The organism is Xanthomonas vasicola pv. musacearum NCPPB 4379 (assembly GCF_000277895.2).
GTDB classification, from domain to species: Bacteria; Pseudomonadota; Gammaproteobacteria; order Xanthomonadales; family Xanthomonadaceae; genus Xanthomonas; species Xanthomonas vasicola.
The window spans coordinates 1,777,479-1,796,281 of the sequence record NZ_CP034655.1 but is presented as its reverse complement, the minus strand read 5'-3'; the positions used below and the strand labels follow the sequence as shown (position 1 = coordinate 1,796,281).

At 61.9% G+C, this 18,803-nt stretch carries 15 protein-coding genes, 3 other RNA genes and 4 pseudogenes; 13 read left to right on the top strand and 9 right to left on the bottom strand.

Annotated elements, in window-relative coordinates:
* The first annotated feature begins 261 nt into the window (after positions 1-261).
* On the top strand, positions 262-1,767 hold the full coding sequence (locus KWO_RS08410) for a helicase HerA-like domain-containing protein (RefSeq protein ID WP_017113386.1): 1,506 nt from the start codon (positions 262-264) through the stop codon (positions 1,765-1,767).
* Positions 1,768-1,786: 19 nt separating this feature from the next.
* Positions 1,787-2,401, top strand: a complete 615-nt coding sequence (locus KWO_RS08405) for a hypothetical protein (protein ID WP_010366701.1) — start codon at positions 1,787-1,789, stop codon at positions 2,399-2,401.
* A gap of 73 nt (positions 2,402-2,474) precedes the next feature.
* On the opposite strand, the pseudogene KWO_RS22530 reads toward KWO_RS08405, so the two are convergent.
* Positions 2,475-2,617 (bottom strand): annotated as a pseudogene (locus KWO_RS22530) (GDP-mannose pyrophosphatase); the annotation flags it as partial.
* 199 nt (positions 2,618-2,816) lie between these two features.
* Positions 2,817-3,194: a hypothetical protein gene (locus tag KWO_RS22525; protein WP_167321400.1), complete on the bottom strand. Its 378-nt coding sequence runs from the start codon at positions 3,192-3,194 to the stop codon at positions 2,817-2,819.
* Between the two features lie 104 nt (positions 3,195-3,298).
* Here KWO_RS22525 and KWO_RS08395 point away from each other — a divergent pair, with 104 nt between their 5' ends.
* A complete protein-coding gene (locus KWO_RS08395) occupies positions 3,299-4,573 on the top strand; it encodes a DUF4013 domain-containing protein (RefSeq protein WP_010379396.1) in 1,275 nt (424 codons plus the stop codon).
* Between the two features lie 239 nt (positions 4,574-4,812).
* Here KWO_RS08395 and KWO_RS08390 read toward each other — a convergent pair.
* A pseudogene (locus KWO_RS08390) lies at positions 4,813-5,923 on the bottom strand (rhomboid family intramembrane serine protease).
* 15 nt (positions 5,924-5,938) lie between these two features.
* Complete coding sequence (locus KWO_RS22945; protein WP_010379397.1) at positions 5,939-6,214, bottom strand: hypothetical protein; 276 nt, start codon at positions 6,212-6,214, stop codon at positions 5,939-5,941.
* Between the two features lie 111 nt (positions 6,215-6,325).
* On the opposite strand from KWO_RS22945, the gene greB reads away from it, so the two are divergent.
* Both greB and KWO_RS08375 read left to right on the top strand, forming a co-directional pair.
* Complete coding sequence (gene greB, locus KWO_RS08380; protein WP_010366707.1) at positions 6,326-6,829, top strand: transcription elongation factor GreB; 504 nt, start codon at positions 6,326-6,328, stop codon at positions 6,827-6,829.
* 5 nt (positions 6,830-6,834) lie between these two features.
* Complete coding sequence (locus tag KWO_RS08375) at positions 6,835-7,359, top strand: hypothetical protein (protein ID WP_010379398.1); 525 nt, start codon at positions 6,835-6,837, stop codon at positions 7,357-7,359.
* Here the strand turns inward: KWO_RS08375 and rimO are convergent.
* Entirely contained in the window at positions 7,356-8,720 is a 1,365-nt protein-coding gene (gene rimO / locus KWO_RS08370; protein ID WP_010379399.1) for a 30S ribosomal protein S12 methylthiotransferase RimO, read from the bottom strand. The genes KWO_RS08375 and rimO overlap by 4 nt on opposite strands.
* Before the next feature lie 181 nt (positions 8,721-8,901).
* On the opposite strand from rimO, the pseudogene KWO_RS08365 reads away from it, so the two are divergent.
* The 5 genes and pseudogenes from KWO_RS08365 (at position 8,902) to KWO_RS08345 (ending at position 11,126) form a co-directional block, all read left to right on the top strand.
* Positions 8,902-9,563 (top strand): annotated as a pseudogene (locus KWO_RS08365) (dienelactone hydrolase family protein).
* Positions 9,560-9,994, top strand: coding sequence for an HIT domain-containing protein (locus tag KWO_RS08360; RefSeq protein ID WP_010366717.1), 435 nt, complete (start codon positions 9,560-9,562; stop codon positions 9,992-9,994). The pseudogene KWO_RS08365 and the gene KWO_RS08360 overlap by 4 nt, the downstream one beginning before the upstream one ends.
* Before the next feature lie 27 nt (positions 9,995-10,021).
* Positions 10,022-10,189 (top strand): LiaI-LiaF-like domain-containing protein, encoded by a 168-nt coding sequence (locus KWO_RS08355; protein WP_008577498.1) that lies wholly within the window; start codon positions 10,022-10,024, stop codon positions 10,187-10,189.
* Between the two features lie 315 nt (positions 10,190-10,504).
* A non-coding RNA gene (locus tag KWO_RS08350) (sX9 sRNA) lies at positions 10,505-10,580 on the top strand.
* Between the two features lie 360 nt (positions 10,581-10,940).
* Entirely contained in the window at positions 10,941-11,126 is a 186-nt protein-coding gene (locus tag KWO_RS08345) for a LiaI-LiaF-like domain-containing protein (RefSeq protein WP_010366726.1), read from the top strand.
* A 27-nt stretch (positions 11,127-11,153) separates the two neighbouring features.
* Here the strand turns inward: KWO_RS08345 and KWO_RS08340 are convergent.
* The 4 genes from KWO_RS08340 to apbC all read right to left on the bottom strand — a co-directional run bounded on the left by KWO_RS08340 (position 11,154) and on the right by apbC (position 12,952).
* Positions 11,154-11,228, bottom strand: a non-coding RNA gene (locus KWO_RS08340) — sX9 sRNA.
* A gap of 59 nt (positions 11,229-11,287) precedes the next feature.
* Positions 11,288-11,857 carry a dCTP deaminase gene (dcd, locus tag KWO_RS08335; RefSeq protein WP_010366727.1) on the bottom strand — a complete coding sequence of 190 codons (570 nt, stop codon included), beginning with the start codon at positions 11,855-11,857 and terminating at the stop codon, positions 11,288-11,290.
* A gap of 104 nt (positions 11,858-11,961) precedes the next feature.
* Positions 11,962-12,037: non-coding RNA, sX9 sRNA (locus KWO_RS08330), on the bottom strand.
* Between the two features lie 63 nt (positions 12,038-12,100).
* Positions 12,101-12,952, bottom strand: a complete 852-nt coding sequence (gene apbC, locus KWO_RS08325; RefSeq protein ID WP_010366728.1) for an iron-sulfur cluster carrier protein ApbC — start codon at positions 12,950-12,952, stop codon at positions 12,101-12,103.
* A 337-nt stretch (positions 12,953-13,289) separates the two neighbouring features.
* Between apbC and KWO_RS08320 the strand changes: the two genes are divergently transcribed.
* From KWO_RS08320 to KWO_RS08310, 3 genes and pseudogenes are all read left to right on the top strand, one after another.
* On the top strand, positions 13,290-16,280 hold the full coding sequence (locus KWO_RS08320) for a TonB-dependent receptor plug domain-containing protein (RefSeq protein ID WP_010366729.1): 2,991 nt from the start codon (positions 13,290-13,292) through the stop codon (positions 16,278-16,280).
* Between the two features lie 364 nt (positions 16,281-16,644).
* Positions 16,645-17,709, top strand: a pseudogene (locus KWO_RS08315) (carboxypeptidase-like regulatory domain-containing protein); the annotation flags it as partial.
* Between the two features lie 47 nt (positions 17,710-17,756).
* The gene (locus KWO_RS08310) at positions 17,757-18,740 is read left to right on the top strand and encodes an IS5 family transposase (RefSeq protein WP_017113471.1); all 984 of its coding nucleotides are present in this window, start codon (positions 17,757-17,759) and stop codon (positions 18,738-18,740) included.
* The last annotated feature ends 63 nt before the right edge of the window (positions 18,741-18,803 follow it).

The following is an 18,803-nucleotide window of genomic DNA, read 5'->3' as shown; positions in this document are numbered from 1 at the left end:
GCCGCCGGGGCGACACCGGGGCAAGGCGGCGGGGTCGCCGGGGTCAGTGGGCCGTTAGCTTGAGGCGAGTGATCCAAGCATGCAGCACCTGCAAACCGGCTCCCCGCGACGATGCGTCACTGAGCCTGCAGCTGCGGCGTGGCGCGTGCGTGATCAGCCGGTTTGATCGATGCTGCCGCCTCAGAAGCTGCTGATGTGCAGGCTGGCATTGCCCGCCGGGATTGCCCGCTAGAATCCGAACTTTCCCACCGGATCTGCGCAATGGCCTCGTTCCTGCTCGGCAAAGGCGTCACCGACGACATCCCGGTTGTGCTGGAAGGACGCTTCGGCAACCGCCACGGGCTGGTGGCCGGCGCCACCGGCACCGGCAAGACCGTGACCTTGATGACCCTGGCCGAAGGCTTCTCGCGGCTGGGCGTGCCGGTGTTCCTGGCCGATGTGAAAGGCGACGTCGCCGGCCTGGCCGTCGCTGGCGATGGCGCGCCCGGTGTGCTGCAGCGCGCCAAAGAGATGGGCATTGCCGACTACGCCCCGGCCGCCAACCCGGTGGTGTTCTGGGACCTGTACGGCCAGCTCGGGCACCCGGTGCGTACCACCGTCAGCGAGATGGGCCCCACCCTGCTCGCGCGCATTCTGGAACTCAACGACACCCAGTCCGGCGTGCTCGACATCGTGTTCAAGCTGGCCGACGACCGTGGTTTGCTGCTGCTGGATCTGGACGACCTGCGCGCGCTGCTGGCGCTGGTCGTCGAAGAACGCAAGCAGCTCTCTACCAGTTACGGGCTGGTGTCCAGCCAATCGGTGGCCGCCATCCAGCGTTCTTTACTACGTCTAGCGCAGGACGGCGGCGAGCAGTTTTTTGGCGAGCCCGCATTGGAGCTGGCCGAGCTGATGCGCGTGGCGCCCGATGGCCGCGGCGTCATCGGCATCCTGGCTGCCAACCAATTGGTGCTCAAGCCGAAGCTGTATTCCACGTTCCTGCTGTGGCTATTGTCGGAGTTGTTCGAACGTTTGCCCGAAGTGGGCGACCTGGAACAACCCAAGTTGGTGTTCGTGTTCGACGAGGCGCACCTGCTGTTCGACGATGCGCCGCCTGCGCTGGTACAGCGCATCGAACAGGTGGTGCGCCTGATTCGTTCCAAGGGCGTGGGCGTGTATTTCTGCTCGCAGTTTCCAGACGACATTCCCGACAATATCCTCGGCCAGCTCGGCAACCGCGTGCAGCACGCATTGCGCGCCTACACCCCACGCGACCAAAAGGCGGTCAAGACCGCCGCGCAGACCTTTGTCGGCAATCCCAAGCTCGATGTGGCCACCGCCATCTCCAGCCTGGGCACTGGCGAGGCGCTGGTGTCGCCGCTGCAGGGCACGGGCGTGCCGGCGCCGGTGCAACAGACGCTGATCGCACCACCGCGTTGCCGCATGGGATCGATCACCGCACCCGAGCGCGCACAGGTGCGCGCCACCAGCCCGGTCGGCACGCGGTACGACACCGCCATCAATCGCGAATCGGCCGCAGAACTGCTCGCACGCCGTGTCGAACAGGTGACCGAACACAGCGCTGCCCCACCCGCTCGCACCCGCGAAGACGACGATGCGCACGACAGCGGCTTCGGCCAGGCAGTCAAGGACGCAGTCTTCGGCACCAGCCGCCGCCAGGGCATGCTCGAAGCGATGGCCAAGCAGACTTCGCGCACGGTGGGCAACAAGATCGGCCAGCAGATCGTGCGCGGTATTTTCGGCAGTATTTTTGGTGGGAAGCGTTGAACCTGGAAGTACAACCAACATGATTGTGCGCTTGCATGCAATGAAGCCTGACCAGCAAGGCATTACAATCAAGCGTGCACGCGCAACACCACATCCGCACGTCAAGGAGACTCGCAAGATGCAAGGGTATGCAGCTATCACGTCATTTTTCTTATTTATCAGCGCGGGCACAGCGCTCGCTGAGCAGAACGCAAATCAAGACGACCCGCCCACCGCATGGCCGCTGGGCAGGCAGCACCTGCTTGCAGGTCACTATGTCGGCAAGCTGCACCCAGACAACGTGCAGTGCCAGGCCGTTCGCGCAGAGCTCTGGCTTGAGGCCAAAGGAAACAAGGAAAGCCGGCGATATATTTTGAAGACGGTATGTATCGCGCCCGAAACGCAACGCAGTACGACCACCACAACCGAACGCGGACCTTGGTGGCTCGACAAGAATGGGGACGATTGCCTGATTCTCTCGCGCAACGACGTCTCCGATCTCTCGCTCAATCCGAATATGTATGGATTTCGGATCAACGAAGAAACTGGTTCGAAAGGGCAGCAAGCTAGCTTTTCATTAGCTCAAGACGGCAATAACTGCAACAGCGGCAATCCACTAGAACATCGAGACAAAGTGTTGAGACGAGCCCCTTAAGCGAGAGTCCGGGCATACGCGCGTTGCGCGTTTGCCTACTTACCTATATTGGGCAGAGTGGACTGGGCGCACCTCACTCCAGCACACCATGCAACTTGGCGTACTGCAGCAGCATGATGGTCTTGGCGTCGGCGATCTCGGCCGTGAGATCATCGCCAGCGCAGTGTCGAGTGATAACTCCAATACTTCGATGTCTTCGCCATCTTCTTCGAGCCCACGCCGTCGCCGATCTTGTCGCGATGTTACGAAGACGAACCTGCGGGTTGCCGGTGGGGGTGAGATCCAAGCAAAGCTCATTGTGGAAATAACGACTGACTTACCGTACGGCGGCGCTGAAGATGGAGTCGCTCAACACGACTATTGAGAGAAGCGTTCCATTGTCGGTACCTGCCAACACCGTATCCAAGGCCGAAGTTTACGTGGGCACGACACAGCTTGGTTTGGTAACCCGATGACACACGGGACGCTGGTATTTTTCAGGCTGACTAGGCATCGCGTGATAGGCACACCACCGTGCTGAATCTGTGATTGCAGCTGCCTGCACGGCATGGAGCAACCCGGCGTTGACGCGGTTCTGGCTCTGGCTCTGGCTCTGGCTCTGGCTCTGGCTCTGGCTCTGGCTCTGGCTCTGGCTCTGGCTCTGGCTCTGGCTCTGGCTCTGGCTCTGGTTCTGGCTCTGGTTCTGGCTCTGGTTCTGGCTCTGGTTCTGGCTCTGGTTCTGGTTCTGGTTCTGGTTCTGGTTCTGGCTCTGGCTCTGCAGCGGCAGCGGCAGGTGCCGCAAGGTTGCTGCCAACAATCATCCCGCCACCCGCCCCGCTGGCGGAACTCACACGTCCCAATTGCGCAGCGACACGCGCGCCCGCACAATCCCTTCACATCACACGCTTGGGGAGCGTCATGGAAGACCGTTTTCGCGCACGCCAAGTGGCCGCGCAAGCTGCGCCTGCGCCGTTCTGGACCCGCATTCCCTCCATCGCCACGTATCCGCTGCGTGGCTCCGCGCTGTATGCGCTGATCGCGCTGACGTTATGTAGCGCGTTATTGGTGCTGCCGGGCATCGTGAAACTGGTGATTGCCGGCGTGCTGGGTATGGCGACCTACACCTATGCGTTCGACATTCTGCGCTACACCGCCGATGGCGAAACCGACGCGCCACGACTGGGGTACAACAGTTTCGACAGCGCAGTGCTTCGCTTGATCCTGCTGGCCGTTGCGCTGGGCATCGTGATCGGCATGGCTGCCGCAATCGGGGGCCGGTTCGGGTTGACCGTTGCCTATCTGGGAACCATGTTGTTGCTGCCGGGCATGCTGATCTCGCTTGCCATCGACGGCAGCCTGCGCCGCGCACTCAATCCGCTCGTCTCGATCGACATGGCGCTGCGGATCGGCTGGCCGTATTTGGCCGCTTATGGCCTGCTCTATGTCATCCAGGGCAGCGGTACGGCAGCGGTATTCTTCGCCATGAAATATCTGCCCCCACTCGTGCGCGAAGCGACGGTGGTGATGACCTCGATCTGGTCCCTGTTCGCCAGCTTTCACCTGCTGGGGTATCTGGTCTACCAGTACCACGAGGAGCTTGGATACGAGCCTAGCAGCGGAGCCGCGCACGAACGCAGCGACCCGGATCAGCGCCTGCTCGACGAAGCAGAACAGTACGTACGCGACGGCCACTCCGACGAAGCCTTCCAGGCCTTGCGCGGTGCGGTGCGTTCGCGCGCGGTGAGTCTGGCAGTGCACGAGCTGTATCAGCGCCTGCTCCGGCAGCATCACCGCAACGACGAGTTACGCGAGCACACGCGCCAATACATCAACGGCCTGCTGCAGGAAAAGCAGGAGCGGCGTGCGCTTGCACTGCAGCGTGCGGCGCTGGACCTCGACCCCACATTTACACCGCTGACGCCCGAACAAGCCAACGTGCTGGCCGAGCGCGCAAAGATGGCCGGGCAGTTCCAACTCGCAACCGACGGCCTGCTGGCCGCTATCGCTGCATGGCCGCGCGACCCAATGCTGCCGGCCTGGTCACTGGACGCCGGCTTGCTGCTGGCCGAGCGCTTCGGTCGCGACGACGAGGCGCGCGGTGTTCTGCATAGCGCAATCGATCAGTGCGACAACGACGCGTTGCGCGCGAAACTGGATGCAGCACTGAAAGCGGTGCCAATTCAACCGGCTTGAGCGGCTGCCGAACCCTTTGAGGGATCTGATCAAACAGCTCTCATCGAGACTGCGCGCAGCAGTGCCAGCCAACTGGACTGGTCCTGGCCCGCTCGCCGCCGAGGCGCTTTAGACGGCATGGATGCCGCACAAAAACCTGCATGGATGTACTTGCAGGCCACAGATCATCCGTTCCGTTATCGACAAACTATCGCTGGCGATGAATGTTGGTCGCAGCACGCCAAGCAAGCTGAGACGGCTCACCCATCGTCGAGCAGGAAACTTGCCTTGGTGGCCTGACCTTGTTCGGGAAACTGCTCCGCGACCATACCCAACAGCCGCGTGCGCTGCTCGACTGCCTGCAGCTCGCCATGACGTAGAGCAAGCACAAGCCACTGTGCGCCAATGCGTCGCGTGGCGCACTCAGCTCGCCTTCTTTCAACAAGCGCTCGGCATCGGCGAGCAGTCCGTTGCGTATGCGCGCAGCGATCAAAGCCCTGCGCGCCGGGAGACCATAGGCCATCTTGGCCTTGCTGAGTTCGTCGGCGACCGCCAGCTGGATACGCGTGTGTTGCGCGTTGTGCGTCTGCAGTGTCAGCAACGTCCGGCATGGCGCAGGCTGTCCTGTCCGCGTCCTGCATGACGCGCTGCGCGATAACGCGCAAGCGCAACGTCTAGATTGTGCGGCTGCTCGCTGGCCAGCTCCGCCAGCAAATATTCGGCCTCGGCGTCTTCCATCCGGCCCAGATGCCACTGCGCACACTCCCAGCGATCATCCACCGCGAGCGCGTCGCCCTCTTCCATAAATGCCGGCCGGGTTCGCCGCAACAGCACCAGCAATGCGCCCAGCAATGCACCGCTGACCAGGCCGCCTGCATGCGCTCCGAAGGCGACTGTGCCGTTGTCGCTGGATGCCAGGCTGTACAACTCCCAGCCCAGCCACAGGGGCAACAGCAGGATCGCCGGGCCGCGCGCGTAGTTGAAGACGACGAAAAACCAGTAGAAAACGCGTACCTTGCGTCGTCCCCAGACCACGCAAAACGCGCCCATCAAGTCGGCGATGGGACCGAATCCGCCGAGTAAATACAGCAGCAGGAACCAGCCACTGCCGATCGCACCTTCCAGCAAGGTGCCTAACGCCAGCAAAAACAGCATGTTTCCCAACAAATGATCGAAGCTGCCATGCAGGAACGTGGCGGTCAGCATGCGCGCTGGCGACCATTTGGAACTGCGCTGCAGATGGCGTAGCGTGAAGATTTTGGACAGCCACGTGTTGTAAGGCGCACGCAACGCGCGCCATTCGTGCAGATGCTCGTCGTCCTTGAACAAGCTGCCGCTGCGCAGCGCTTGTTCGAAGGCGACATCGTGCATCGTCAGGTGCGTCAGCTAGGCGAGGCGCTGCGGTTTAGCCACGCTGTCCAGTTTTGCCTGGCGCGCCGCGCGCTGCTTGGCGTCATCGGTCTGCTGCAGGTCACGGATATGCGCATCGGCCTCCAGCGCGCCCAACCCGGATTGCACGTAATAGTGCACGGCACTCTCGACCAGGCCATCGTCCTTGCGCTGGTAGCCCAGGTAGACGACCACATTGATCAGCACCAGCAGCAGCGTCACCCAGGGAATATTTTGGCGCGAGCAGGGTTTGTGCAGCGGCATGATCAGCATGACGACGTCCGTGTCCGAGAATGGCGCAAAGCTTCGCTGTGAGGCGGCAGATGCGCAAGCACGCCATGCGCGCTAGCATCGCGGCCCCGTCGTTCGAACCTGCCCTGCCCCATGAGCCGTTGGCGCCCACCTGCCGAAAAAAGCACCGCGCTGATCACGCCCGAAGGCCACGCCCGCCTCAAGGCCGAGCTGGAAGACCTATGGCGCGTGCGTCGGCCCGAGGTGGTCCGCGCACTGGCGGCCGCGGCCGCGGAAGGCGACCGCTCGGAAAATGCGGAATATACCTATCGCAAGAAGCAGCTCGGCGAGATCGACCGCCGTGTGCGTTATCTGAGCAAGCGCCTGGAAGCGCTGCGCGTGGTGGATACCGCGCCCACCGACCCGAATGCGGTGTTCTTCGGCGCGCAGGTGGAACTGGAAGATGCCGACAGCGGCGAGTTGCTGCGCTACCGCATCGTCGGCCCGGACGAAACCGATGCCGGACGCGGCTGGATCAGCATCGATTCGCCCCTGGCGCGCGCACTGCTGAAAAAGCGCGTGGACGACGAATTCGATGCGCAATTGCCGGCAGGCAAGCACACGTTTGTGGTGATGTCCGTCCATTACGAGGCTTGAAACGCATGAACCTCAACCTACTAGACGCACTGGAAAGAGCTGACATTGAATCAAGACCCGATCGCGCTGAGCGCATCAAATGGCTGGGTGCGCTTGAGCAGTATTCCGTAGCCTTTTCGAGTAATGATATCGAATCACCCACTCTTCTCCAGGAAGCAAAGAAGTGCTTCAAACTTAGCCTGGACATTGCAGCAGTTTTAACGGCATCTGCTTATATTGAGATGACTTTGGCAGATGAGCTGAAGGCTGCAGGCCGCTCACTGAAGAAGCCAACACTGGGAATAATCATTGAAGAGATAAGAAAACACCAAATACCCAATTTAGTTTTAAGCCAGAACTTGCTGAAAAATCTATGCCTACTGGTTGAAAGAAGAAATGCCTATGCGCATCGAAAAGAAGCCTACGATCAAGAGCATACTCTTGGAAGCCGACTTATAGCCGAAAAAAAACATCCGCGCGCCCTGGGTCGCGAAGACGCGGAACTCGCAATGAGAGTCATGTACGAGCTCTTCTACGCAACCTTGCGCTAGCTGATCACCGCAAGTTCAATCCCGCGATTGCTCTTTACCGGCAACGCATCGCCAAACAGATCGTGCTCATCGCTGTCGGTGATTTCCACGTCGACCAGATCGCCCACCTTCAGCCCGAGCTCGCCGCCGTTCTGGATATGCACCAAACCATCGATCTCCGGCGCATCGGCACGTGAGCGCGCCACCGCGATGTCGTCTTCGATCAGATCCACCAGGCACTGCTGCACGCTGCCGATTTTTGCTTCCAGCCGCAACGCAGAAATTTCTGCCTGCTTGGCCATGAAGCGTGCCAGGCGCTCCTGCTTCACTTCCTCCGGCACCGGGTCCGGCAAGGCGTTGGCGCCGGCGCCATCGACCGGCGAATACGCGAACGCACCGACGCGGTCCAGCTGCGCCTGATCCAAAAAATCGAGCAAGGATTCGAACTCGGCATCGGTCTCGCCGGGGAAGCCGACGATGAAGGTCGAGCGCACGGTGATCTCCGGGCACATCGCCTTCCAGCGTTGCACGCGCTCCAGGGTCTTTTCCACTGCACCCGGGCGCTTCATCAGCTTGAGAATGCGCGGGCTGGCGTGCTGGAACGGGATGTCCAGATACGGCAACAGCTTGCCTTCGGCCATCAGCGGAATCACATCATCCACGTGCGGATATGGATACACGTAATGCAGGCGCGTCCACACGCCCAACTCCGACAAACCTTCGCACAGCGCCTTCATGCGGGTTTGATACATGCGGTCACGCCACGGACGCTCGGCATATTTCAGGTCTACGCCGTAGGCAGAGGTGTCCTGCGACACCACCAGCAATTCCTTGACGCCACCGCGCACCAGCCGTTCGGCCTCGCGCAATACTTCATCCACCGGACGCGAGACCAGATCGCCACGCATCGACGGAATGATGCAAAAGCTGCAACGGTGATTGCAGCCTTCGGAAATTTTAAGATACGCGTAATGGCGCGGGGTCAGCTTGATGCCGTAGTCCGGCACCAGATCCACGAACGGGTCGTGACGCGGCGGCAAGGCGGCGTGCACCGCCTCCATCACGCTCTGGTAGTCCTGCGGACCCGATACCGCCAGCACCTGCGGATACGCTTCGCGAATTTGCTCCGGGCGCTTGCCCAGGCAGCCGGTGACGATGACCTTGCCGTTGGCATTCATCGCCTCGCCAATTGCATCCAGCGACTCGGTCACCGCCGAATCGATGAAGCCGCAAGTGTTGACCACCACCACATCGGCAGCGTCGTAGCTGGGCACGATGTCGTAGCCCTCCACGCGCAGCTGGGTGAGGATGCGTTCGGAATCGACGAGCGCCTTCGGGCAGCCAAGGCTGACGAAGCCGACTTTGGGGTTCAGCTGGGACATGGAAGCAGGAGCCTGGAGAACGGAGCGGCCTGGGGCCTGAGCGGCCCGATTATAGCGGTGCGTGGGCAGCGCTCCGAGCCGCATGCCCGCGCAAGCGAGGTCACCTTAGCGGAACCCTCACCTTCGGCGCCGCCAATCCAGTCGATAATGCGCGCCTCCCCGTACTGCAGCAGGAGTTTCCATGGGTCACTGGACCACGCTCGACACCCCCGACGGCCAGGTTGCCGCCTGCACGCCACACCTGCTTCCAGCCCGCGCGGCGGCCTGGTGGTGATTCAAGAGATCTTCGGCGTCAACGAACACATCCGCGCGGTGGCCGACGATTACGCCGCGCGCGGCTACGAAGTGCTGGCACCGGCCTTCTTCGACCTGGAAGAGAAAGACGTGCAGCTGCCGTACGACCAGGAAAGCGTCCAGCGCGGCCTGGCGCTGGCCAATGCGGTGGGCCTGGAGCGCGCCGTGGCGGTGGTGAAATCCGCCGCCACCCTGCTGACCCGCGCCGGCAAGGTCGGCACGGTTGGCTACTGCTGGGGCGGTTCGGTCGCACTGCTATCGGCGATCCGCCTGGGGCTGCCTTCAGTGAGCTATTACGGCGGCCGCAACACCCAGCTGCTGGACGAAACCCCCAAGGCACCGGTGATGTTCCACTTCGGCGAGCGCGATGCCAGCATCCCGCCCGAGGCGATCCAGGCCCACTGCGAGAAGCTGCCGCAGATGGAAACCTTCGTGTACCCGACCGGGCACGCCTTCAACCGCAGCATCGACCCGACCCATTACGACGCCGACAGTGCCGAGCGCGCACTGGAGCGCACCCTGGGTTTCTTCGCGGCGCATCTGGGATGAGCGACACCGCGCCAGGCATGCCTGCGGGCGATTTCCAACTCGACCCGCGCCTGGCGGCGGACAGCGTGTTCGTCGCCGACGGGCCGCTGTCGCAGGTGCGGCTGATGGATGACGCACGCTTCCCGTGGCTCGTGTTGGTGCCGCGGGTGGCCGATGTCAGTGAGTGGATCGATCTGGATGGCGGCCAGCAGCGCTTGTTGCTGGCCGAAATCAACCAGCTTTCGCAGTTGCTGCACACCCAACCTGCGGTGAGCAAGCTCAATATCGGCGCGCTGGGCAACATCGTGCGACAGCTGCACGTGCATGTGGTCGGCCGTCACCCCGGCGATGCCGCGTGGCCTGGACCCGTCTGGGGCAGCGGCAGTGCGCAGCGTTTTGTGCCCGAGGCGTTGCAGCAGCATGTCGCAGCGTGGGCGCAACGGCTACGATAGGCGCCTGTCTTTCAACCAGTCTCCCGCATGAAATCCAATGTCGTCGCCGCGCTGATCCTGATCCTCGTCGGCCTGCTGTTCCTGGCAAACAACCTGGGCTGGACCAATCTGAGTATTGGTCGCTTGATCGCTACCTGGTGGCCCGCCGCGCTGGTCGCTTGCGGGATCGGCATGCTGTTTGGGCGCGGCAAGTAGGTGGGACTGGGATTGGGGAGTTGGGATAGGGGATTGGTTAGGGCGGGCTGCTGGCACTGCCGATATTCCAGCGGCTGGGCGGGAGTGGCGCTTGCGCGTTGAGGGGAGGCGCTGCGCTTGATCGCGCTGTTGCTATTGCATTCGTGGCATTTCACTCAATGGCCGATCTCGTATCCATGCTTCCCGTCGGGCAGATGCTCTAGTGCTTCAGCGATGCACGTACGCATCCGTTGCTGCAGATATGGACGGATTTAGAGCGGCTAACAAAACTACTGCGCAGCCGCCAGGCGGGCGCGGCCGGTGCTCGGAATCCTCATGTACCACTCGTACACTCCGGTTCCTGTGCGCCGTCCGCACCCACCTGACGACTGCTCGCTACGTTTTGTTAGCTGCTCTTAAGCTCTGTCCTGAATAGAGCCGGCAGTCTGTTGCTCACCGCAGTTCCCTCCTCCCATCGGGCCTCGGTTGCCTTGATGGGGAGAAGGTGTCCCGAAGGGGCGGATGAGGGTCCGGGCGAAGCCTGGTGCGCTGTCGATTGCGCTTCAAAACCTTGGGTCTGCGACCAGGCTGCGTCGGCTATCGCGTTGGTAACGGTCAATCACACGCGGCAGCGCCCACACCTCCGCAAACGCTCGTCGCGCCGCGTGCCACTATTAACATGACGTTTGTCATCTGCGATTGTTGACTTCCGGCACCTGATCGGCGGGCGCATCCGGCGCAGCATGGCCTCACACCCAACGAGGACATCGCCATGAACTACCGTCTGATCCCCTCCCTGTTCCTGATCGTCCTGGGCGCGCTGTTCCTGCTGGACAATCTGGGCCTGGCCCATATGGATGTGGGCAATCTGATCGCCACCTGGTGGCCGGTGTTCCTCATTGCCGCGGGCGTGCGTCAATTGCTGCGCTACCGCGAGAAGGTTGCCGCGACCTGCTGAAGGCACTGCGGATCCTTCTTCAAGGGCGGCGAACAAACGTAGCGAGCAGTCGTCAGGTGGGCGCGGACGGCGCGGAGAAACCGCAGCGTACGAGTGGTACATGCCGCACCGGGCACCGGCCGCACCCACATGGCCACTGAGCAGTAGTTTTGGTAGCTGCTTTACGTGCGCGGCAAAGTCACGCCGGTCTGGCCCTGGTACTTGCCGCCACGGTCCTTGTACGAGGTCTCGCATACTTCGTCGGACTGGAAGAACAGCATCTGCGCCACGCCTTCGTTGGCGTAGATGCGGGCCGGCAGCGGCGTGGTGTTGCTGAATTCCAGCGTCACGTGACCTTCCCACTCCGGTTCCAGCGGGGTCACATTGACGATGATGCCGCAGCGCGCGTAGGTGCTCTTGCCCAGGCACACCACCAGCGTATCGCGCGGGATGCGGAAATATTCCACCGTGCGCGCCAGTGCAAAGCTGTTCGGCGGAATGATGCAGACATCCGATTCGATATCGACAAAGCTGCCCGGGTCGAAGTGCTTCGGATCGACAATCGTCGAGTTGATGTTGGTGAAGATCTTGAACTCGCGCGAGCAACGCACGTCGTACCCGTAGCTGGACGTGCCGAAACTGACAATGCGCTGCCCGGCAGCGTCGTGCTTGATCTGGCCGGGTTCGAACGGCTCGATCATCGCGTGCTGTTCGGCCATGCGCTTGATCCAGCGGTCGCTCTTGATGCTCATGCGGTGTTCCTTGAAGACAGAAGGCGGCGGGCCGAGCGGCCCGCGCGAAGACGGCGAATTCTAGCAAGCGACCGGCATCGACGGCCGGCCGGTGTGCCAAGAGCGGCTAACAGAACGTAGCGAGCAATCGCCAGGCGGGTGAGGACGGCGTGGAGGAACCGCAGTCTACGAGTGGCAAATGCGGATTCCGAGCACCGGCCGCGCGCGCCCCTGGCGGTGAGCGCAGCCGCTTGCTTAGCTGCTCTAAAGCAGCGACGCCGAAATCGGGATGCTGGCGCGCGGGCGCTTGCCCAGCTCCTCGGCAAGCCGCGTGGCCGCCGCCAGGTAGGCCTGGGCTGCGGCCGACGCTGGCGCGGCTACCACAATCGGCTGACCCGCATCACCCTGCTCGCGGATCGCGATTTCCAACGGCAACGACCCCAGCAACGGCACGCCGTACTGCACAGCCATGCGCTCGCCGCCGCCTTCGCCGAACAGATGCTCGCGGTGGCCGCAGTTGCTGCAGGTATGCACCGCCATGTTTTCGACGATACCGAGCACCGGGACCTCGACCTTTTCGAACATTTTCAATGCCTTGCGTGCATCCAGCGTGGCGATGTCCTGCGGCGTGGTGACGATCACCGCACCGGCCACCGGGATCTTCTGCGACAAGGTCAGCTGGATGTCGCCGGTGCCCGGCGGCAGGTCGATCAGTAAATAATCCAAGTCATCCCACAGCGTGTCATTGAACAGCTGAGTCAGCGCGGACGTCGCCATCGGCCCGCGCCAGATCATCGGGGTGTCTTGATCGACCAACAGGCCGATCGACATCGCCTCGATCCCGAACGCACGCAGCGGTTCGATCGACTTGTTGTCCGGGCTGTCCGGCCGCCCGCTCAGGCCGAGCATCGCCGGCACGCTGGGGCCATAGATATCGGCATCCAGCACGCCGACGCGCGCCCCCAGCTGACGCAGCGCCAGCGCCAGATTCACCGCAGTGGTGGACTTGCCCACGCCACCCTTGCCCGACCCCACCGCAATTACGTTGCGGATGCGCGGATGCGGCGCCAATGCGCCCTGCACCGCGTGCGCGGCAACTCTGCGTTCGCCCGTCATGGGTGGGACGCCCGTGTAAGCGCGACTGCCGTCACGTACCCAATTTCAACCATCGCTTTCATCGCTTACTCGACTTGTCGTGTGCCAACGCGCGCGCGACGCAAGCAGCGCCCGGCGCGACATCAAAAGAGGGGCGCAGTGTACTGGCTCGGCCGAAAACAGCTGGTCTGTTCGGCAACTCCAGCCCACGCCCGCGCGATTAGCGTGTGCCACGTCGTGACACATTTCGCAAATATGGACACAAGATTAAATAATTGTTACGTTCGAAATACTGTTCAGCCAGCGCTCAGCGAGCACAGCTGTGCCAATCGAATCTCAGCAAGGAATCTGCGAAATCATGTCGAGCCGTACCTCGCAACGCATCCGTCGCCACCGCCTTAGCAGCGCACTCTTCGGCGTATTGGCCGTATCTGCCGGCCACGCCGCCGCCCAGTCAGAAAACGGGGTCGCACCCGATACGACCGATCTGGACAAGGTCACCGTTACCGGCTCGCGCATCGCGCGTACCGGCTTTGTCGCGCCTTCGCCCGTAACCGCCATCAGTGCCGAAGAAATCCGTGCCACCGGCGCGACCACCATCAGCGACCTGATGGCGCGTATGCCGGCGCTGGCGCCGAGCTACACGCTGGGCAACTCCACCCGCTTTATCGGTACCGCCGGCCTGGGTCTGCTCGACCTGCGCGGCATGGGCGTGGACCGCACATTGGTGCTGGTCAACGGGCGTCGCCACGTGGGCTCCAGCCCGGGCTCGACCGCGGTAGACGTCAACACCATTCCGGTGGAATGGGTCGAGCGCGTGGAAGTCATCACCGGCGGCGCGTCTGCGGTCTACGGCGCGGACGCCGTGGCCGGCGTGGTCAATTTCATTCTCAAGAAATCGTTCACCGGTTTCGAAACCCGCGCGCAGACCGGCCTGGCCGACGAAGGCAATTACAACCGCTCGTTCGCCAGCTTTTCTGCCGGCACCGATTTCGCCGGCGGCCGCGGCAACATTGCGGTGTCCGGCGAATACAGCAAGCAAGACCGCTTCGGTCGCGGCAACCGCGCCATCGGCCGCGAGTATCTGGTGAGTGTGCCCAATCCCGCGTTTGACTCCACCCGCCCGCCGAGCGAAAGCAACCCGCAAAATGTGCTCAGCGGCCCCGGCGGCAACCATTCGACGTCCTACGGCGGCACCTTCAATCTGGGCACGTTCGATTTCGGTAACCCGGCCAGCTACGGCAACCGCTATCTGTTCAATGACGATGGCAGCTTTCGTCGCAACCGTTACAACGGCACCGTGGCGAGCAACACTTCGTGCGTGGATTGCGATTTCGTCGACCTCAATGCGGTGGCCGATCTGCAACCCGGCTTCGATCGTAAAAGCGTCAACACGATGATCAACTTCGAGATCAGCGAAAACCATCGCCTGTTCTTCGAAGGCAAGTACAGCGAAACCGATTCGGAATTCTTCGGCCAGCCCGCATTCGACAGCTCGCTGCGCGTGCGCCGCCAGAACCCGTACGTGAGTCCCGAGCTCGGCGCCTTGATGGATTCGCGCGGTGCAACGCAGATTCTGATGAACCGCTTCAACGTCGATGCCGGCCGCCGCGGCGAAAACATCGAGCGCAAGACCTATCGCGCCGTGCTCGGTGCCGAAGGCAACTTCACCGACAACTGGACCTACGAGGTGTCTGCCAATTACGGCAAGACCACAGTGGACCGCCTCAACCTCAACAACCGCATCAACGAACGTTGGCAGGCCGGCATCGACGCCGCACGCGATGCCAGCGGCAACATCGTCTGCCGCACCACGCTGGATCCGACTTCGGTGAACCCCAACACCGGCCGCGTGTATTCGGCGCTGGCACGTGACGGCTGCGTGCCTTTCAGCGTGTTCGGCAATGGTGCGGTCACCCCGGAAGCGGCTGCGTGGTTCAACACCACTGCGCGCTCACAGGCCAAGATCCAGCAGACCGTGTTCAGCGCCTCAGTGGCCAACAGCAATTTGCTGTCGTTGCCGGCCGGCGACATCGGCATCGCTGGCGGCGTGGAATACCGCAAGGAACAGAGCGAGGAAGTCACCGACCCGTTGGCCGCATCGGGCGTGACCTTCCTCAACGCCATCCCGAACAGCGGCGGCGAGTACAACGTCAGGGAAGCGTTCGTCGAAAGCACCATCCCGTTGCTGGCCGGTCTGCCGGGCGTGGATCGCTTGGCGCTGGACGTTGCGGGCCGCTATTCGGACTACAGCAGCATCGGCTCGACCAAGACCTGGAACATTGGTCTGGACTGGACCATCATCCCGTCGCTGCGTTTGCGCGGCACCCTGGCGCAAGCGGTGCGTGCGCCCAGTATCGGCGAGCTGTACGACTCGCAGAGCGAAAACTTCGCCACCATCAACGACCCCTGCAATTACCTGCCCACCAATACAAACCGCCCCGGCACTGCCGGCGACGTGGCACTGCGTCAGGCCAATTGCAGTGCGTTGGGCATTCCGGTGGGCTGGATCGACACCTACACCGCCACGCGCCCCGGCGTGAGCGGTGGCAACCCCGATCTCAAACCGGAGCGCGCGCGCAGCCTGTCGTATGGCCTGGTGTGGCAGCCGGAGTTTTTCGAAGGGTTCGGCATGTCGATCGACTATTGGCGTATCGACTTGCGCGATGCTATCGGCACCGTGACGGCCGAAACCAATGCCACCCGTTGCGTGGATAACCCCGGTGGTATCGGCAACAACTTTTGCGGTTTTGTGCAGCGCGCACCGCTGGGCGGCTTTACCGACCCGCAGGGCCGCATCTATCCGGAACACAGCATCACCGGTTGGCAGGCGCTCAACGAGAACCTCGCCCGGTCGCGTCGTGTCGGCGTGGACCTGGAAATGGACTACCGCTTCCAGATCGGCGAAGGCAATACAGTGCTGCGCTTTGTCGGCACCCGCCTGATCCAGTCGCGCGAGTGGGTATTCCAGGATTTCCCGCAGGAATATGACGAGTACGTGACCTACGTGACCGACCCGCGCTGGCGCGCGCAGTTCCAGACCAAATACAACTGGAACGAATGGCGCGCATCGTGGGACATGAACTACGTGGACGGCAACCTGCGCGTGACCCCGGAGAGCTACAACAGCAACCCGGGCTCGGCCAGCCCGATCAAGAACGGTTCGTATGTCTATCACAACTTCCAGTTCGGCTATCAGTTCCCCGGCTCGAAGATCGACGTCTATCTGGGCATCGACAACGCCTTCGATAAGGACCCGCCGCGCAACTACTTCGGCTCGGATTTCACATCTGCGCTGTACGACAACGTGGGCCGGTTCTTCTATCTGGGCACCACAGTGAGATTCTGATGGTTTAATGCGCATCGAAAAAAAGCCCCGCTGGTCGGGGCTTTTTTTGTGGGTTTGGCAGACCCTGGGGATTCGCTAGCCGCCTGAAACAATTCAATAACGGCCGAGTTAGCTTGCGACACACCGCAATATGTATCAAATGTAACTGTTAACTTGCGGCACTGCTCGAGCTCGTCTCCCTAGGTGTGTTGTGCGACGACATTTTGTGCAGGATTCCTCACTTTCGATGCGGATTTAGGTTATTCCATTAACAAATCGTTTCAAATGCTTGCACTGAATAGCAAGTATTCATTACGTTCGGGTTAAGGTCATCTGACTCCCCGATGACCGCCCCTTATCCGAACTTCAGGTGAAAAGGTCAGGAATGAGCAATCAGTTTCGTCGCCAAGTCCTCAAACGCACCGCCCTCGCCGTCGTGCTCGGTGCTTGCCTAACCAACGGCGCGGTCTACGCGCAAAGCACCACCGGCAGCATCTACGGCAGCGCCCCATCCGAAGCGGGCAGCACGATTGTCGTGCAGAGCGACACCGGCCTCAGCCGCACTATCACCGTCGATGCCAATGGCCGCTACACCCTCGGCTCGCTGCCGGTGGGCGCCTACACCGTCACCTTGAAGCGCGGCGACCAGGTCGTCGATACCCGCAAGAACGTACAGTTGCGCGTCGGCTCGGGCACGGAAGTGTCCTTCGCTGGCGCAGGTGCTGCGGGCAGCACTGCCGATGCAACCACGCTCGGTGCCATCACTGTCACCGCCGCCAATGCACCGAAGATCGATGTCAGCTCCACCAGCTCGCGTTCGGTGATCACCTCCGAACAGTTGGCCACCTTGCCGCTGGGCCGTAGTGCTGAAGCGATTGCACTGCTTGCACCGGGTGCTGTGGCTGGCAGCGGCGCATTCAATAACGGCTCGCGCTCGGTGGTGTCGTTCGGCGGCTCCGGCGTCACCGAGAACGCGTACTACATTAACGGCTTCAACGTCAGCAATCCGCTCAGCAACCTGGGCGGTGTGAGCTTGCCTTATGGCGCGATCGACCAGCAGGAAACCTATACCGGTGGTTATAGTGCCAAGTACGGCCGCTCGACGGGCGGTGTGATCAGCCAGGTCGGTAAGCGCGGCACCAATGAGTGGCACTTCGGCGTGCAGGCAGTGTGGGAGCCGAAGAACCTATCGAGTGCGGTCGGCGATGTTTGGTACCCGAGCAATACGCTCAACTCCAATCCGCGCTACAAGTACGAGGATCCAGATCTGCCGGGCACGATCTATCGCAGCGGCAAGGGCGATGTGCAAAGCCGCACGGTCTACAGCGCCTATGCTGGCGGCCCACTGATCGAAGACAAACTGTTTATCTTCGTTGCTGGCGAAACCGACAAGACCGACGGTGCGGTTACCAACACAGCGACCGCCGCTACTAGGGAAACTCTGAACAACTCCCCTTGATCCTGCGACAATCACACAGACGCAACGGGACAACGACGATGCAACTGACCTTCGGCGATGCGGAGTACAACGGCAAGCGCAAGCGGACGCGGCGTGAGGTGTTCTTGGCCGAGATGGACCAGGTCGTGCCGTGGAAGGATCTGCTGGCACTGATCGAACCGCACTACCCGAAGTCGGGGCAGCCGGGGCGACAGCCGTATCGGCTGGAGACGATGCTGCGCATCCACTTTTTGCAGCAGTGGTACGCACTGAGCGATCCATCGGCGGAAGAAGCACTGTACGACACGGTGTCGATGCGCCGTTTTGCGAAGATCGGCGGGCTGGATGAGGTGCCGGATGAAACGACGATTCTCAACTTCCGGCATTTGCTGGAGCGGCATGATTTGGCGCGCAAGCTGTTCAACCGGGTCAACGCGCACCTGTCGCGTAAAGGGCAGAGTCTGCGGGGCGGGACGATCGTGGATGCCACGATCATTGCGGCGCCAAGTTCGACCAAGAACAAGGATGGCGAGCGCGATCCGGACATGCACCAGACCAAGAAGGGCAACCAGTACTTCTTCGGGATGAAGGCGCACATCGGGGTGGACGATGAGTCGGGCCTGGTGCACCACGTGGAATGCACGGCGGCCAACGCAGCGGACATCACGCAGGCGCACAAGCTGCTGCACGGCAAGGAAGACACTGTGAGCGGCGACAGCGGCTACACCGGGCTGGACAAGCGCGATGAGATGAAGGGCAAGCGCACGCTGCGCTACCTGATCGCGGAGAAGCCCTCGAAGCTGAAGCAGATCAAGAATAAGCGCGAACTGAAGTTGGCCAAGCGCTGGGAGCACACCAAAGCCAGCCTGCGTGCGAAGGTGGAACACCCGTTTCGGGTGATCAAGCGTCAGTTTGGTTACGTCAAGGTGCGCTATCGCGGTTTGGCGAAGAACACCGCACAGGTGCTGACGCTGTTTGCACTATCGAATCTGTGGCTGACGCGCAAAGCGTTAATGCCTGCTGCGGGGAAGCTGTGCCTGTAATCCAGGCAACACCCCGCAAACGTGCCGAAACCGGCAAAAAATCGGCGATTTGAGCGCCCTCAG